Raw genomic sequence first — 15,796 nt, forward strand, 5'->3', positions numbered from 1 at the left:
CGAGCCGCGCGCGGCGGGGGAGCTCTACACAGCAGGGTCCCGTGACCCGCGCGCCCACCCGGTCACCGCCGCGGCCCGCCGAGACCGTCCGCGGCCCAGCCACGGAGCACCCGCATGCATGACGACCGCACCCTGGTCGAAGCCCGCCTCCGGCGGGTCCTCGACGAACGCATCCGTCCCGCCGTGTACCCCGAGTCCGTGCCGCTGGACGTCGCGGTCTGGCACGCGCCCGGCGAGCCCGTGCCGGTCGCCGAAGGGCTGGCGGCCGAACCGGAGCCCGTCACGGTGGGCACCCGCTGGGGCGCTCCCTGGGGCACCAGCTGGTTCCGAGTCACCGGAACCGTCCCCGGACAGTGGGCGGGCCGGACCGTCGAGGCGGTCCTCGACCTCGGCTTCGACGAGAACATGCCCGGCTTCCAGTGCGAAGGCCTGGTGTACCGGCCCGACGGCACCCCGGTGAAGGGCCTCAACCCGCGCACCCCGTGGGTGCGCGTCGGCGCCCCCGTCGAGGGCGGCGAGGAGGTGCGCCTGCACATCGAGGCCGCCTCCAACCCCGTCATCATGGGCCCCCGCCCCTTCGCGCCGACCCGGCTCGGCGACCCGGAGACCGCGGGCGGCGAACCGCAGTACACCCTCGCCCGCATGGACCTCGCCGTCTTCGACGAGACGGTGTGGCAGCTCGTGATCGACCTGGAGGTGCTCGGCGGGCTGATGACCGAGCTGCCGGTGGACTCGCCGCGCCGCTGGGAGATCCTGCGGGCGGTGGACCGGGCCCTGGACGCCGTCGACCTCCAGGACGTGGGCGGCACGGCGGGCGAGGCCCGCGCACGGCTCGCCGGCGTCCTCTCCGCCCCCGCCGTCCCCTCCGCCCACCGCATCGGCGCCGTCGGCCACGCGCACATCGACTCGGCGTGGCTGTGGCCGCTGCGCGAGACCGTCCGCAAGGTCGCCCGCACCGCCGCGAACATGACCGCGCTGCTGGAGGACGAGCCGGACTTCGTCTTCGCCATGTCGCAGGCCCAGCAGTGGGCGTGGGTGAAGGAGCACCGGCCCGAGGTGTGGGCACGGGTGAGGAAGGCGGTGGCCGAGGGGCGGTTCGTGCCGGCCGGCGGCATGTGGGTGGAGTCGGACACCAACATGCCCGGCTCGGAGGCGATGGCCCGGCAGTTCGTGCACGGCAAGCGCTTCTTCCTCGACGAGTTCGGCATCGAGAACGAGGAGGCGTGGCTGCCGGACACCTTCGGCTTCGCCGCCGGCCTGCCGCAGATCATCAAGGCGGCCGGGTCGAAGTACCTGCTGACGCAGAAGATCTCCTGGTCGCAGACGAACACCTTCCCCCACCACACCTTCCGGTGGGAGGGCATCGACGGCACCCGGATCTTCACCCACTTCCCGCCCGCCGACACCTACAACTGCCAGATGACGGGCGCCGAGATCGCCCACGCGGTCCGCAACTTCAAGGACAAGGGCGCCGCCCGCCGCTCCCTCGCCCCCACCGGCTGGGGCGACGGGGGCGGCGGCACCACCCGCGAGATGGTCGCCCGGGCGGCCCGGCTGCGCGACCTCGAGGGCTCGGCGACCGTGACGTGGCAGACCCCGCGGGCCTTCTTCGCCCAGGCCGCCGCCGAGTACCCCGACGCGCCCGTGTGGGTCGGCGAGCTCTACCTCGAACTGCACCGCGCCACCCTCACCAGCCAGGCGCAGACCAAGCAGGGCAACCGCCGCAGCGAACACCTCCTGCGCGAGGCCGAGCTGTGGGCGGCCACGGCGGCCGTGCGCACCGGGTTCCCCTACCCCCACGAGGAACTGGACCGCATCTGGAAGACGGTCCTGCTGCACCAGTTCCACGACATCCTGCCCGGCTCCTCCATCGCCTGGGTGCACCGCGAGGCGCGCGCGACCTACGCGCGGATCGCCGGGGAACTGACCGGTGTCATCGAGGCCGCCCAGCGCGCCCTGGCCGGGGAGGGCGAGGTCCCCCTCGTCTTCAACGCGGCCCCGCACGCCCGCTCGGGCGTCCCGGCGGGCGGCGCGCGGACCCCCGCCGCCCCCGAGGGCCGCACGTCCCTCACCGCGCGCCCCGGCGGCGGCCACGTCCTCGACAACGGCCTGCTGCGCGTCGAGGTCGACACCCGCGGCCTGGTCGTGTCCGCGTACGACATCGGGGCCGGCCGCGAGACCGTCGCCCCCGGCCGGGCGGCGGGCCTCCTCCAGCTCCACCCCGACCTGCCGAACATGTGGGACGCCTGGGACGTCGACGCGTTCTACCGGCACACGGGCACCGACCTGACCGACGCCGACGAGGTCGTCCCGGGCGAGGACGGCGCGTCGGTGCGGGTCGTCCGCTCCTTCGGGGCCTCCCGCGTCACCCAGGTGCTGTCGCTGCCGCCGGGGGAACGGATGCTGCTGCTGGACACGGAGGTCGACTGGCACGAGACGGAGAAGTTCCTCAAGCTCGCCTTCCCGCTCGACGTGCACGCCGAACGGTACGCGTCGGAGACCCAGTTCGGGCACGTCCACCGGCCCACGCACACCAACACCAGCTGGGAGGCGGCCAAGTTCGAGGCGTGCAACCACCGCTTCGTCCACCTGGCGGAACCGGGCTGGGGCGTCGCCCTCGTCAACGACTCGACGTACGGCCACGACGTGACCCGCACGGTCCGCGACGACGGTGCCGACGGCGACGGGGGCACCACCACGACGGTCCGCGCCTCCCTGCTGCGCGCCCCGCGCTTCCCCGACCCCGAGACCGACCAGGGCGTGCACCGCTTCCGGCACGCGCTCCTGCCGGGTGCCGGCATCGGCGACGCGGTCCGCGAGGGCTGGCGGATCAACCTGCCGCAGCGGCGGCTGACCGGGGCACGGGAGGTGGCCCCGCTGGTGGCGTCCGACCGGGACGCGGTCGTGATCACCGCCGTGAAGCTGGCCGACGACGGCAGCGGGGACGTGGTGGTCCGCTTCCACGAGGCGCACGGCGGCCGGGCCCGGGCCACGCTCACCGCGGGTTTCGCCGTCGCCGGCGCCGTGGTGACCGACCTGCTGGAACGCCCGCTCGCCGGGGAGCCCGCACCGCGCGTCGACGGCGGCCGGATCGCCGTACGGCTGCGCCCGTTCCAGCTGACGACCCTGCGGCTGCGGCGCGCCTGACCCCGCGGCCGGCGGGGTCGGGCGCGGTGTCTACGGCCGCCGCGCCGCCCCCGCCAGCCGTGTGGGCGGCAGGTACTCCCGCACGTACGTCCGATCCCAGCAGGCGCCCGTCTCCCGCAGCTCGCGCCAGGTCGTGTACCGGTAGCGGAACAGCCGGGCGCGGACGTACCGCGGCGGCGCGTCCGGCGGGAACGGGGAGCGGCGCAGCAGCTTCAGCGTGGCGGGGTCGTTCTCCAGGAGCCGCTCGACCAGCGTGCCGAACCACGGCTCCGCGTACGCGGGCGACAGCGCGGCGAACCACATCAGCCAGTCCAGCCGCAGGTGGTAGGGGGCGAACTGGCGCGGCCACCGCCGCGGATCGCCGGGCTTGCCCTTGAACTCGTACTCCCGCCACCGCGCGTCCTCACGCGGCGTCGCGTCGGCCGTCCCCTCGATCACCACCTCGTACCGGATCCGGCCGACGCTGCCGAAGGCGCCGTAGGTGTTGACCAGGTGCAGGGGGTCGAAGGAGCGGTTCATCACCTGGCGGCGGGAGACCATGTTGCGGACCGGCCGATGGCTGAGGAACACCAGCAGCGCGCCCACCGCGAGCACGACGATCGCGTACCACAGCGGGGTGCCGGGCACGGGCGGCGGATCGGCGGGGAACTCCACCGCCGACAGGGCCAGCACGATGGTGATCCAGTTCAGCCAGGAGAAGTTGCCCGACAGCACCAGCCACAGCTGGGTGAGGATCATCAGTGCGGCGGCGGCCGTGGCGAGGGGCTGTGGGGTGAACAGCAGGAAGGGCACCACCAGCTGGGTGACGTGGTTCGCGGCCGCCTCCACGCGGTGCAGGGGCTTGGGCAGACGGTGGAAGAACCAGCTCAGCGGGCCCGGCATCGGCTGGGTCTCGTGGTGGTAGTCCAGGCACGTCAGCTTCCGCCAGCACGCGTCGCCGCGCATCTTGATCAGTCCCGCGCCGAACTCCACCCGGAACAGGATCCAGCGCAGCAGGAACAGCACCACGACCGGCGGCGCCACCTCGTCGTTGCCGAGCAGGACGGCGACGAAGCCGACCTCCAGCAGCAGCGACTCCCAGCCGAACGCGTACCAGGTCTGCCCGACGTTCACGATCGACAGGTACAGCGCCCACGGCACCAGCCACAGCAGCATCGCGCCCCACAGCGGCAGCAGGGAGTCCAGCCCCGCCAGCAGCGCCGCCGACACCGCGCAGCCCGTCCAGGCGCAGGCCGCGAAGAACCGGTCGGAGTAGTGCAGCCGGAACAGGCTCGGCGCCCGCTTGAACGGCACGCGCTCCGTGAAACGGGGCACGGGCAGCATGCCGCGCTCGCCGATCAGCGCCCGGAACTGCAGGGCCGCCGTCAGGAACGCGACCAGGTACACGGCGGCCAGGGCCCGCTGGAAGACCAGCCGGGTCAGCCAGTAGTCGGGTGCGGTGAACCACTCCACGGCCGTGCGCTCCTTCCTCCCGTTCCCGCGCCGGAGCGCCTGTCGCGCCTGCCGGGCGACCCTCCGTGTACCGCCGCTCCGGCCGCGCAACCCAGGCGAGTGAAGCAGACGATGGTGACGCAGAGCGGCAGATGGCGACCTCGTGTCTTCGGCGGGCGGGAGGTCGCGTCCCGGGAACCGCCCGCCGCGCCCTGCGTGGACACCCCCGCCACCACGCCCCGAGGGGCCGGACCCGGCGTCCCGGACGGCACCGGTACCGGCGGCACCGCCGGCGGCCCGTCGGACGTCCTCGGCGGCTGAGGGCGGGCCGGTGGCCGGACGCGCGGAGGGGGCCGGAACGGGCCGGAGGAACCCGAACGGGTCGAAGAATCGGACAAATGCTGGCAAGGTGGGTCCATGGCTGATCGGGGAGCGAGCTCCCTGTCCCTCCCGGACGACTGGCCCGCCCGCCCGGGCCCGATCCTGGCGCTCAACCGCATGGGCAGCTTCGACTGGGACCTGGACACCGGCCTGTTCCACATGGACGCCCAGGCCCACGAGGTGTTCGATCTGCGCCCCGAGGAGTTCGACGGACGGCCCGAGAGCCTGTCCGCGCGGGTGCCGCGGGCGGAGGGGCACCGCCTGGACGCCCTCGTCGCCCAGGCTATGAAGGACGGCAGCGAGAACTACGGCACCTACTTCCGCCTCCGCTGCCGGGACGGCACGCTGCGCTGGACCCACACCCAGGGCTACATCCGGCGCGACGGGACCGGCCGCCCCCGCCGCATCGTCGGCATCGTCCGCGACGCCACCCAGGAGATCGGCGACATCGAAGCCCGCCGCGCGCGGGACGCCCAGGACGAGGCCCGGCGCCGGCAGACCAACGTCGTCCAGATCGCCACGGCCGCCCTCGCCCACGCCCGCACCGTGGACGACGTCATGGACGTCCTGCGGGACACCCACGGCCTCACCCGGCTGGGCGCCACCAGCCTCGTCATGGGACTGGTCGAGGGCGCACGCATCCGGCTGGTCGCCGACGGCCCCGACAACAGCTTCGTCCCCGGCACCCGCATCACCAGGATCGACGAGCCCTATCCGATGAGCGAGGCCGTACGGACCCTCAGCCCGTGCTTCATCGAGTCACCGGAGGAGTTCGCGGAGCGCTACCCGGTCCTGTGGCCGCACATCACCCACCTCGACATCACCGCCGCCGCCTATCTGCCCCTGATCGCCCAGGCCCGCCCGATCGGGGCGATGGGCCTGCTCTACGGCGACCGGCACGGGTTCTCCCCCGAGGACCGCAACGTGCTCGTCGCCCTCGGCAGCAGCATCGCGCAGAGCCTGCAACGGGCGATGCTCTACGAGGAGGAGATGGACCTCGCCCAGGGCCTTCAGCAGGCGATGCTGCCCCGCACCATCCCCGGCGTGCCGGGCTGCGACGTCGCCGTCCGCTACCGCGCCGCCACCCTGGGCGGCTCCCTGGGCCGCGACATCGGCGGCGACTGGTACGACCTCATCCCGCTGCCCGGCGGACGCGTCGGCGCCGTCATCGGCGACGTGCAGGGCCACGACACGCACGCCGCCGCCGTCATGGGCCAGCTGCGCATCGTGCTGCGCGCCTACGCCGCCGAGGGCCACCCCCCGGCCACCGTGATGGCCCGCGCCTCCGTCTTCCTCCACGAACTCGACACCGACCGCTTCGCGACCTGCCTGTACGCGGAGGCCGACCTGGCCACCGGGGTGGTCCAGGTGGTCCGGGCCGGGCACATCGACCCGCTGGTGCGCCACCCCGACGGCACCTGCCGCCGGATGCCCGTCGAGGGCGGGATGCCGCTCGGCCTGTCCGCGGAGTTCGGGCGGCTCGCCTACCCGGTCGGCATCCTGGAGCTCGACCCCGGCAGCACCCTGCTGCTGTGCACCGACGGGCTGGTGGAGACGCCCGGCGCCGACCTCGACGACGGCATGCGGGACCTCGCCGCCCTCGTCGCCGCCGGGCCCGGGGACGTACGGGACCTCGCCGGCCGGCTCATCGACGTCTTCGAGGAACGCGGCGGCGAGGACGACGTGGCCCTCCTCCTGCTGCACCGCCGCGGCCTGGACGCCCCGCGGACCGGCGGACGGCTCCAGCAGCACGTGTCCCCCGGGGACGCCGAGGCGCTCGCCGGGGCCCGGCACATGATCCGTGCCGCGGTCACCGCCTGGGGGGCCGAGGAGCGGGCCGACGAGATCGAGCTGGCCGCCGACGAACTCGTCACCAACGCCCTCATGCACACCGAGGGCGCCGCGGTCGTCACCCTGCGGGTCCTCACCGGTGCCGACCGCAGGCTGCGCATCGAGGTCGAGGACTCCTCCAGCGCCCTGCCGCGCCGCCGCGACGCGGGGGAGTCCGGCGTCTCGGGGCGGGGACTGGTCCTGATCGAGACGCTCGCCGAGGGGTGGGGCGTGGAGGCGCGCGGCGGCGGCAAGTGCGTGTGGTGCGAGTTCGTGGTGCCCCGGCGGGAATGAGCCCGCGGCAGCCGGTCTCCCGCCCTGTCGGACCCTCCGTGGTCCCCGCCCCCGCCGGCGCCGGTGGGCGGGGTCCGGCGCGTGCGGCCGCGGGACCGGGGAGGGAGCCGACGGGATGACGCGGAGCGTCGGCGAGTGACGGCGACGCGGCGGGCGCCCGTACCGGGCTCCGGGTCCGCGGTGTGATCCGAGGGGCCTAGAACAAGTGGATGGCGAGGTGGCCGAGGGGCAGGCCCAGCTGCCACGCCGGCGTCCACACCTTCGGCCCCTCGTCCTCCCCGGCCGCGGCGGAGCGGCCGGGGACGGCGTTCAGGTCGGGGGCGAGCAGCTCGGTCTCCCGCAGCCAGCGCCACGCGGCCCGGGCCAGTTCCAGGTCCGGGCCGGGCCGGCCGGAGGCGTCGGCGGCGGCCTCGTCCAGCCGCTCGCGCACCCACTCCTGCCACGACTCGCCGTAGGCGGTCAGGGAGAGCCAGGTCTCCAGTCGGGAGACGACCTGGATGCCGGGCAGCTCGCCGTCGGTGTCGGACAGGAAGACGGTCAGTGCCAGCGCGTCCCGGCCGGCGCGGAACTCGAACGACGCCGGCGGCATCAGATCGCCGGTGCGCAACAACTCGTCGGCGATGTACTCGGCGTAGAACCACGCCAGGGGGACGGTCAGTTCGCCGTCGGCGCCGTCCGTGCCCCCGTGACCTCTGTGCAGCATCCCTTCCTGCCTTCCTCCGGTGCGTGCGCGTCACCCGGCTCCGGGCCCCCGGTCCGGAACGCGAATGGGGACAGCCGATTACCCGACCGGGGTCCTCGGCAAGGCGCTTTACGGAGGTTTGACTCGGCCGCCGGTTTCACCGCAGGTCGGCGGTGTAACCGGGCAAAACCCGGCGCAGGGCGCGCAGTGCGTAGTATGCGCGGGACTTCACGGTACCGGGCGGGATGCCGAGGGCCGCCGCCGCTTCCGCCACACTCGCCCCTTCGAAATACACGAGCACCAGGACTTCACGGTGCCGCGGCGTGAGTGTCTTCACAGCCTGCCGCACGTCGAGGGCGACGGCGGCCCGTTCGGCGTGATCGGCGCACACGCGGGCGTCCTCCAGGGCGGCGTCGCCGACCTCCGCGGGGCGCGCCCGCCGGGCCCGGCGGGCGTCGATCGCCAGCCGCCGGGCGACGGTGAGCAGCCAGGGCCGTACGGAGTCGAAGGCGTCGGCGCGCAGGGCCTCCGGATGCTGCCAGGCGCGGACCAGGGTCTCCTGTGCCAGGTCCTCGGCGCGCTGCCGGTCGCCGTCGCACAGCCGCAGCAGCAGCGCGAACAGCGGTCGGCCGTGCTCGCGCTGGAGCGCGGCGAGCTCGTGCTCGGCGGTCGTTCCGTTCGTCGTCGCGGGGGTGAGGGTGGTTCCGGCCGTCATGGCCGTATGGCACCGCAGGGCGCCCTGCGGGGACAGCGGCGCGCGGCGGGAGTGCGCCGGGCGGTCGATCGCGTCGGCGAGCGGTTCGACGAACGGTCGTCCCGCCGCCGTCCGCGCGGGCCGGACGGGCTAAAGAGCGTGTCGGAGCCGCCTGCGACCACGAAGACCTTCTTACCTGTTTGTAAGTAAATGTGACTTTCTTGTACGGAACGACCGAGCGGGGTGAGCGGATGATCACACGCAGCAGACAGGTGGCCCTCGTCCTGACGGCCGTTCTCACCGCGGGCGCGGCCTGCCGGGCCCACGACCGGGAGCCGTCCGGACATCCGGCCCCGTCCGCCGCCGACGGCGCCTTCACCCTGGTCGCCTCCGGGGACGTCCTGCCGCACGGCTCGGTCATCGACCGGGCGCGCTTCGACGCGGGCGGCACCGGCTACGACTTCCGCCCCATGCTCGCCGACGTCGAACCCGTCGTCTCCGGAGCCGACGTGGCGCTGTGCCACATGGGGACCGTCCGCGGCGAGAAAGGCGGCCACACCGGCTACCCCGTCTTCGAATCACTGCCCGAGGTGGCCCGGGGCCTGGCCGCCACCGGCTACGACGGCTGCTCCACCGCCTCCGACCACAGCCTCGACGACGGCGCCGACGGCATCCGCCGCACCCTGGACGCCCTGGACCGCGCGGGCGTGCGGCACGCCGGATCGGCCCGCACCGGGGGCGAGGCCCGGACCGTCACCCTCCTGCGCGCGGGCCGCGCCCGCCTGGCCCACCTCGCCTACACCCACGGCACCAACGGCGTCCCGCTGCCGCCCGGGCGGCCCTGGGCGGTGAACCTCATCGACGCCGACAGGATCCTCGCGGACGCCCGGGCGGCACGGCGGGCGGGCGCCGACGTGGTCGCCGTCTCCCTGCACTGGGGAACGGAGTGGCAGGAGGAGCCCGGCGAACGGCAGCTGACGCTGGCCCGGCGGCTCACCGCCGCGCGCACGGCCGGGCGCCCCGACATCGACCTGATCCTGGGCACCCGCGCCCATGTGCCGCAGGCGTACGAGAAGGTCAACGGGACCTGGGTGGTCTACGGGACGGGCGACCAGATCGCCGGTGGGACGGTCGGCCACGACGGCGCACCGGACCCGCGCGGCAACGAGTCGACGATCGCCCGCTTCACCTTCGCCCCGCCGGCCCGGCCCGGCGGACGCTGGGAGGTGACGAAGGCCGAGTTCGTCCCGCAGTTGTTCGACATCGACGCCGGCCGGGTGGTCAACCTCAACCGGGCGCTCGCCCGGGGCGCCGAGGTGCGTGCCGTGCGCGACCGGATCCGGGACGCGGTGCTCGGCCGGGGCGCGGCGCGGGACGGGCTGGTGATGGGGGAGTAGACCGCGCCGGCCGCCGGTCAGTCGTCGGCGACGTGGTCGAGGCCTGCCAGCATCGCGCCGAGCACCCGTACGCACGCCGCCACCTCGGCGGCGGTGAGCCCGCCGCCGACCTCGCGCAGCAGGGCGTGCTCGCGGTCGAGCACGGCGGTGATCGCCGCCCGGCCCCCGCCGGTGAGGCGGATCAGCGGCGACCGCCGGTGCGCGGGGTTGGGCACGCTCTCCACCAGGCCCCTCTCCACGGCGTCGTTGACCATGCGCTGCACGAACTGCCGGCTGATCGCCTGCGCGCGGCCCATCTGCGGCACGGTCATCGGGCCGCCCCGGTGCAGCAGCGCCAGTACGGCGCGCACGCCGACGGACAGGCCCTCCGGGGCGAGGCCCCGCTCGACGAGGCGCTGCGCGCGCCGGTAGACGGGGCCGACCAGGTCGTACACCTCGGTGAGCCGGTCGGCGAGGTCGTCGGGGGAGAGGGGCTGGCTGGTGTCGGTCACCGGTCCATCATGACATCCGGGTTGTCAACCAAGGGCGGTCATGACACCTTGGTTGTCATGCTCGCAGACTCGGACCTCCACCACTTCCCGACCGACGACGGTCCCCTCGTCTACCGCGCGGCCGGTTCCGGCCCACCCCTGGTCCTGCTCCACGGCGGCTTCCTCGACCACCGCATGTGGGACGCGCAGATCCCCGCCTTCGCCGCCGGCCACCGCGTCATCGCCCCGGACGCCCGCGGCCACGGCGCCTCCGCCAACGCCACCCGCCCCTTCCGCCAGACCGACGACCTCGCCGCCCTCCTGCGCCACCTGGACACCGGCCCCGCCGTCCTGGTCGGCGTCTCCATGGGCGCGGGCATCGCCGTGGACACCGCCCTCGAACACCCCGACCTCGTCCGCGCCGTGGTCGTCACCGGCGCCGGCACCAGCGAACCCGACTTCCGGGACCCGTGGACCACCGCCGTCCTCGCCGATTGGGGGCGGGCGCTCGCCGCCGGGGACGTCGAGGGGTGGCTGGCGGCGTTCCTGCGGTTCGCCGTCGGCCCGCACCGGCGTACGCGGGACGTCGACCCGGGCCTCCTGAGCCGCCAGCGCGAGATGGCCCTCGGCACGGTCACCAAGCACACGGCCGGCGAGCCCGACCACCGCGTGCCCGTCACGGACACCTGGAGCCGCGCCGCGACGATCGGGGTCCCGGTCCTCGCGGTGCACGGCGGCCTCGACTCCGACGACCACCTCCGCATGGCCGGACGCCTGGCGCGCACCGTCCCCGACGGCCGGGAGGCCACGGTCGAGGGGGCGGCGCACTATCCCAACATGGAGCGGCCGGACGCCTACAACGCGCTGCTCGCGCGGTTCCTGCGCGAGCTTCAGCGCTCCGCCAGCTTCGAGTGCCGGTAGGAGTAGGCGAAGTAGATCACGAGCCCGAGCGCGAACCACACGGCGAACCGCGCCCAGGTCTGCCACTGCAGGAACGTGATCAGCCAGAGCGAGAAGACGACGCCCAGCGCGGGCACGAACGGCATCCACGGGGTGCGGAACGTGCGCGGCAGCTCCGGCTGCCGGTAGCGGAGCACGATCACCGCCGCGCACACCACCACGAACGCCAGCAGGATGCCGATGTTGGTCAGCTCCGCCGCCTCGCCGATCGGCAGGAACCCGGCGATGAGGGCCGAGGCCACGCCCACGATCCAGGTGACGCGGGTGGGGACGTGCCGGGTCGGGTGCGTCCTGGCGAACCACCGGGGCAGCAGCCCGTCCCGGGACATGCTGAACCACACCCGGGTCACGCCCAGCATGAAGGTGAACATGACGGTCAGGATGCCGATGATCGCGCCCACCGCGATCACGTCGGCCAGCCCGCTCAGCCCCACCGACTTGAACGCCGTGGAGAAGCCGCTCTCCTTGTCGATGTCCGAGTAGTGCTGCATGCCCGTCAGCACCAGGCAGGCGGCCACGTACAGCACCATCGAGATCGCCAGGGAGTAGACGATCGCCTTCGGCATGTGCCGCTGCGCGTCCTTGGACTCCTCGGCCGCCGTCGACATCGCGTCGTAGCCGAACACCGCGAAGAACACCGTCGCCGCGCCCGTGAACGCCCCGCCGACGCCGTACGGGAAGAACGGGTTGTAGTTCGAGGTGTCGATGTGGAACACGCCGACCGCGATCACCAGCAGCACCACCAGCACCTTCAGGACGACGACCGCCATCTCGAAGCGGGCGGCGTTCCTGATGCCGAGGGTCAGCAGATACGCGATGAACAGGCACAGCACCGCCGCGAACAGGTCCACCCTGTGCCCGTCGCCGGTGCCGGGCGCCCCCAGCATCCAGTTCGGCAGGTCGGCGCCCATCTCCCCGACCAGGAAACTGAAGTACCCGGAGATGCCGATCGCGACCACCGCCACGATCGCCGTGTACTCCAGCAGCAGGTCCCAGCCGATGAACCAGCCCGCGAGCTCACCGAGCACCGCGTAGCCGTAGGTGTAGGCGGAACCCGCCTTCGGGATCATCCCGGCGAACTCGGCGTACGACAGCGCCGCCGCGGCGCTCGCCACACCGGCGATGAGGAAGGAGACGAGGACGGCGGGGCCCGCCGTGCCGTTGGCGACCGTCCCGGCGAGGGTGAAGATGCCCGCGCCGATGATGCCGCCCACACCGATCGCGGTGAGCTGCCACAGCCCCAGCGACCGCTCCAGCCGGGGACCCTCGCCGGCTTCCGTCTCCTCGATGCGCTCGATGGGTTTGCGGCGGAGGATTCCCTCGCCCCGACGGAACCCGGCCATGCTCCTCACCTCTTCGTGATGGGCAGACGGCTGACGGCGGATCATGATGGCCCAGTCCGCCCCGCGACGGAAGGCGCCACGCACGCCGATCCCGGCGAAGGACGGGCCGGGCTACGGCACCACCGTCACCGGCCAGCGTCCCGCCTTCACCAGCCGGACCGCCACCGAGCCGACGATCCGGTGGCCGGCCTGCTCGGAGGCGCCCACGACCACCGCGTCCGCCTTCAGCTCGTCGGCGGCCCTGACCAGACCGTTGTAGGGGTCGCCGCGGAAGGTGTGGAACTCCCAGCGCACCTCGAATATCCCCTTGACCCGCTCGGCCGCCTCCCGGATCTGCGCCACCAGTTCCCCGGCGATCTCGTCGGTGGTGTCGGCCACCGGGGCCCCGAGCGCCGCGCCCGCCGCCAGCACCGGCTGCACGTACACGACGGCGAGCAGCGCCCGCTGCCGCCGGGCCAGTCCGCCGGCGTAGGCCGCGGCACGGAGTGAGGAGGCCGATCCGTCCACCCCGACCACGATGACCTTCGGCCCGTCCGTGCCTCGCTCGAACTGATGGGAGTGCTGTTCCGTCACGCTGGGAGGCTATCGGAAACCCCTGGTCGGGCCGTTGCCCGGAGCCACCCGACGGGGCGCGGCCGGGACCCCGCCCCGTGATCGCTGGGCCGGGCGGGTGGATTTGCGCCGCCGTGCCGGTGTCGTGGGGGAGCGCCGCCCGCCCACCGGGCGACTGATGAGTCATGAAGAAGGATCATTTGCTCACCCGGCGCCGCGCGTTGCTCGCCGGCGCCGCCGCCGTGGCAGCGGCCGGCACCGCCGGAGTGCTCGAGGCCGGCACCGGGGACGCGCCGGCCCGTCCGGCCGTCCCCGGCGCGGGCCCGCCGGCACACCGCGCGCACCGGCCCTCCGCCTACCGCCTCCAGCCGCTGACCGGATACGGCCCGCCGCGCGCCGTGCCCGCCCGGCCCCCGGTGCGGCGCGAGCCGCTGCTGCGCGTGACCGGACGCGGCCGCACCATGGTGCTGACCTTCGACGACGGCCCCGACCCCCGCTACACCCCGGACATCCTCGACACGCTGGCCGAGTACGAGGTGCGCGCAATGTTCTTCGTGTGCGGGGAGATGGCGGACGGCAACAGGGACCTGCTGGCCAGGATGGCCGACGACGGGCACGTCGTCGGCAACCACACCTGGTCCCACCCGCTGCTCACCCGCCTCACCCGGCGCCGGATCCGCCGGGAGATGGAACGCACCTGCGACGTCATCGAGGAGGCCTGCGGGGACCGCCCCCTGTGGTTCCGCGCCCCCTACGGGGCCTGGAACCGGGCCGCCTTCCAGCTCGGCGCCGAACTCGGCATGGAACCCCTCGCCTGGACCGTCGACACCCTCGACTGGACCACCCCCGGCAGCCGCGCCATCGTCGACCGGGTCGAGGACGGCGCCGCCCCCGGCGTCGTGGTGCTCTCCCACGACGCCGGGGGCGACCGCTCCCAGAGCGTGGCGGCGCTGCGCCGCTACCTGCCCCGCCTGCTGGACTCCGGCTACCACATCACCGTGCCCCGCCGGCAGTACACGTGACCGGCCGGTGCCCGCCGGGCCGGGAACCGCTCAGCGGATCCCGGTCAGGCGGGCGAAGGCGACGACGTTGCCCTCGTACCCGTTCTGCCGGGAGTAACCGCCGCCGCAGGTGATGACCCGCAATTCCGCGCTGCCCTTCGAGGCGTAGACCCGGTCGCCGGGAAAATCGTCCTTCCGGAACACTTCGATGCCGTAGACCTCGAATTCCGCGGTCTTTCCGTCCTGGCGGGAGATCTCCACTCTGTTTCCCTGCTTCAGGGCTCCGAGCCCGTAGAAGACGGCGGGTCCCTGCTTGTTGTCGACATGGCCGACGACGACGGCGGTGCCCTTCTCGCCGGGGGAGACGGCACCGGTGAACCAGCCGGCCAGGTTCGGGTCCTCCGGCGGCGGCGCGCCCACCCAGCCGTCCGCGTCCAGACCGACCGGCATCATCGGCGCGTCGACCTGGATCGCGGGAATCCTGACCCGGTCGGGCACGGCGTACGGCAGCGGCCTCACGGCCGGGTCGGCGAAGGCGCCGCGGGGGACGCGGCTGTCGGACGCCGCCGCCGGCGCCGGTTGCGGCGGGCCCACGTCGAACTCCCCCGAGCCATTGCGAATCAGCGCCAGGCCGGTCAGCAGAACAAGCGCTATGACGCCCCAGGGAGCGCGCTTCCGTTGCCGCTCCTCCTCTTCCGCCAGCTCGGACGCAGACATTCGCCATCCCCTCTCGACACGGCCGTCGCCGTGTCATGTCGCGCATGGGAAAACGCTAAGCGGCGCGCACCCGACCGGCGACGGGGCAGCGGCGAACGGGTGGCGGGTCCCACTTCCGTGCGCCATACGGGGTGTTCACCCGAAGGACATTTCTGACGGTCCGTGACCTGCGGGGATATCCGCTCGCGCGGCTCCCCCCGGTGGGCCCGCTCACCAGGACGGACCATCCCCGACATGCGGCCCCGAGCGGGGCGGCTCAGGGTCTTCGTGGGAGACGCTTTCTCGCCGATCGACCGGGAACGGGTCCCGGGGCGTCTCCCGCGGAGGAACACATGCGCAACACTCGTGCCCTGGCGGCCGCCGGCGCCGCGGTCGCCGTCCTCGGGCTGGCCGCCCCCACGGCCGCCGCGTGGGACACGCCGAGCAACATCGTCGCCCTGCCCAGCGTCATCGCCCGCGGCGGCCAGCTGACCGTCACGGTCGACGGCTGCCCGCACGGCGGCACGATGACCTCGGACGCCTTCCCGACCACCCACCTGACGCCGGTCAGGGGCGCCAACGAGACCTCCAGGGGTGTCGCCACCGTCAACCGCGACGCCCGCCCGGGCTCGCACGACATCACGGTCAACTGCTCCGGCAGAACCCTGACCCGCCCGGCGGCCTTCACCGTCATCGGCGGCGTCCGCGGCGGCGTCGGCGGCAGCAGCTCCAGCGGGGCGACCCCGGCCGACATCGCCATCGGCGGTGGACTCGTGGCCGCGGCCGCCGCCGGTGGCGGCCTGTTCTGGATGCGCCGCCGGGCCGAGAAGCGCATCTGACCTCCGTCGTCCCCGGCCGCACGGCAGGCTCCGCACTCGGGGGCGGACCCCGTGGGGGCGCCGGCCGGCACCACTGTTC

The 15,796-nt window shown here is 73.9% G+C and carries 13 protein-coding genes; 6 read left to right on the forward strand and 7 right to left on the reverse strand.

The window, feature by feature from the left end; genetic code table 11:
* The first annotated feature begins 114 nt into the window (after window positions 1–114).
* A complete protein-coding gene (locus tag ACSU6Z_RS26625; RefSeq protein WP_437049393.1) occupies window positions 115–3,147 on the forward strand; it encodes an alpha-mannosidase in 3,033 nt (1,010 codons plus the stop codon).
* Between the two features lie 30 nt (window positions 3,148–3,177).
* Here ACSU6Z_RS26625 and ACSU6Z_RS26630 read toward each other — a convergent pair whose 3' ends face one another.
* Entirely contained in the window at window positions 3,178–4,599 is a 1,422-nt protein-coding gene (locus ACSU6Z_RS26630; RefSeq protein WP_437049395.1) for a lipase maturation factor family protein, read from the reverse strand.
* 396 nt (window positions 4,600–4,995) lie between these two features.
* Here ACSU6Z_RS26630 and ACSU6Z_RS26635 point away from each other — a divergent pair, with 396 nt between their 5' ends.
* Window positions 4,996–7,083, forward strand: coding sequence for a SpoIIE family protein phosphatase (locus ACSU6Z_RS26635; RefSeq protein ID WP_437049397.1), 2,088 nt, complete (start codon window positions 4,996–4,998; stop codon window positions 7,081–7,083).
* Between the two features lie 196 nt (window positions 7,084–7,279).
* Here the strand turns inward: ACSU6Z_RS26635 and ACSU6Z_RS26640 are convergent, their stop codons facing one another.
* Both ACSU6Z_RS26640 and ACSU6Z_RS26645 read right to left on the reverse strand, forming a co-directional pair.
* Window positions 7,280–7,786, reverse strand: a complete 507-nt coding sequence (locus ACSU6Z_RS26640; RefSeq protein WP_437049399.1) for a hypothetical protein — start codon at window positions 7,784–7,786, stop codon at window positions 7,280–7,282.
* A 136-nt stretch (window positions 7,787–7,922) separates the two neighbouring features.
* A complete protein-coding gene (locus ACSU6Z_RS26645) occupies window positions 7,923–8,480 on the reverse strand; it encodes a sigma-70 family RNA polymerase sigma factor (RefSeq protein ID WP_437049401.1) in 558 nt (185 codons plus the stop codon).
* Between the two features lie 230 nt (window positions 8,481–8,710).
* Between ACSU6Z_RS26645 and ACSU6Z_RS26650 the strand changes: the two genes are divergently transcribed.
* On the forward strand, window positions 8,711–9,856 hold the full coding sequence (locus tag ACSU6Z_RS26650; RefSeq protein ID WP_437049403.1) for a CapA family protein: 1,146 nt from the start codon (window positions 8,711–8,713) through the stop codon (window positions 9,854–9,856).
* A 17-nt stretch (window positions 9,857–9,873) separates the two neighbouring features.
* Here the strand turns inward: ACSU6Z_RS26650 and ACSU6Z_RS26655 are convergent, their stop codons facing one another.
* Window positions 9,874–10,347, reverse strand: coding sequence for a MarR family winged helix-turn-helix transcriptional regulator (locus ACSU6Z_RS26655; protein ID WP_437049405.1), 474 nt, complete (start codon window positions 10,345–10,347; stop codon window positions 9,874–9,876).
* A 57-nt stretch (window positions 10,348–10,404) separates the two neighbouring features.
* Between ACSU6Z_RS26655 and ACSU6Z_RS26660 the strand changes: the two genes are divergently transcribed.
* A complete protein-coding gene (locus tag ACSU6Z_RS26660) occupies window positions 10,405–11,247 on the forward strand; it encodes an alpha/beta fold hydrolase (protein WP_437049407.1) in 843 nt (280 codons plus the stop codon).
* Here the strand turns inward: ACSU6Z_RS26660 and ACSU6Z_RS26665 are convergent.
* The gene (locus ACSU6Z_RS26665; protein ID WP_437049409.1) at window positions 11,217–12,629 is read right to left on the reverse strand and encodes an amino acid permease; all 1,413 of its coding nucleotides are present in this window, start codon (window positions 12,627–12,629) and stop codon (window positions 11,217–11,219) included. The two genes, ACSU6Z_RS26660 and ACSU6Z_RS26665, sit on opposite strands and share 31 nt — an antisense overlap.
* 111 nt (window positions 12,630–12,740) lie before the next feature.
* Window positions 12,741–13,202, reverse strand: coding sequence for a universal stress protein (locus tag ACSU6Z_RS26670; protein WP_437049410.1), 462 nt, complete (start codon window positions 13,200–13,202; stop codon window positions 12,741–12,743).
* Between the two features lie 164 nt (window positions 13,203–13,366).
* On the opposite strand from ACSU6Z_RS26670, the gene ACSU6Z_RS26675 reads away from it, so the two are divergent.
* A complete protein-coding gene (locus tag ACSU6Z_RS26675; protein WP_437049412.1) occupies window positions 13,367–14,203 on the forward strand; it encodes a polysaccharide deacetylase family protein in 837 nt (278 codons plus the stop codon).
* Window positions 14,204–14,233: 30 nt separating this feature from the next.
* On the opposite strand, the gene ACSU6Z_RS26680 is transcribed toward ACSU6Z_RS26675, so the two are convergent.
* On the reverse strand, window positions 14,234–14,899 hold the full coding sequence (locus tag ACSU6Z_RS26680) for a class F sortase (protein ID WP_437049414.1): 666 nt from the start codon (window positions 14,897–14,899) through the stop codon (window positions 14,234–14,236).
* 332 nt (window positions 14,900–15,231) lie between these two features.
* On the opposite strand from ACSU6Z_RS26680, the gene ACSU6Z_RS26685 reads away from it, so the two are divergent.
* Complete coding sequence (locus ACSU6Z_RS26685; RefSeq protein ID WP_437049416.1) at window positions 15,232–15,717, forward strand: hypothetical protein; 486 nt, start codon at window positions 15,232–15,234, stop codon at window positions 15,715–15,717.
* The last annotated feature ends 79 nt before the right edge of the window (window positions 15,718–15,796 follow it).

This window comes from Streptomyces sp. enrichment culture, from assembly GCF_964273145.1.
Taxonomy (GTDB): domain Bacteria; phylum Actinomycetota; class Actinomycetes; order Streptomycetales; family Streptomycetaceae; genus Streptomyces.

Excerpts from the sequence above, each read along its gene's own strand:
- ACSU6Z_RS26625 (WP_437049393.1), top strand. The coding sequence starts at position 115 with ATGCATGACGACCGCACCCTGGTCGAAGCCCGCCTCCGGCGGGTCCTC.
- ACSU6Z_RS26635 (WP_437049397.1), top strand. The coding sequence starts at position 4,996 with ATGGCTGATCGGGGAGCGAGCTCCCTGTCCCTCCCGGACGACTGGCCC.
- ACSU6Z_RS26640 (WP_437049399.1), bottom strand. The coding sequence starts at position 7,786 with ATGCTGCACAGAGGTCACGGGGGCACGGACGGCGCCGACGGCGAACTG.
- ACSU6Z_RS26645 (WP_437049401.1), bottom strand. The coding sequence starts at position 8,480 with ATGACGGCCGGAACCACCCTCACCCCCGCGACGACGAACGGAACGACC.
- ACSU6Z_RS26650 (WP_437049403.1), top strand. The coding sequence starts at position 8,711 with ATGATCACACGCAGCAGACAGGTGGCCCTCGTCCTGACGGCCGTTCTC.
- ACSU6Z_RS26660 (WP_437049407.1), top strand. The coding sequence starts at position 10,405 with ATGCTCGCAGACTCGGACCTCCACCACTTCCCGACCGACGACGGTCCC.
- ACSU6Z_RS26665 (WP_437049409.1), bottom strand. The coding sequence starts at position 12,629 with ATGGCCGGGTTCCGTCGGGGCGAGGGAATCCTCCGCCGCAAACCCATC.
- ACSU6Z_RS26675 (WP_437049412.1), top strand. The coding sequence starts at position 13,367 with ATGAAGAAGGATCATTTGCTCACCCGGCGCCGCGCGTTGCTCGCCGGC.
- ACSU6Z_RS26680 (WP_437049414.1), bottom strand. The coding sequence starts at position 14,899 with ATGTCTGCGTCCGAGCTGGCGGAAGAGGAGGAGCGGCAACGGAAGCGC.
- ACSU6Z_RS26685 (WP_437049416.1), top strand. The coding sequence starts at position 15,232 with ATGCGCAACACTCGTGCCCTGGCGGCCGCCGGCGCCGCGGTCGCCGTC.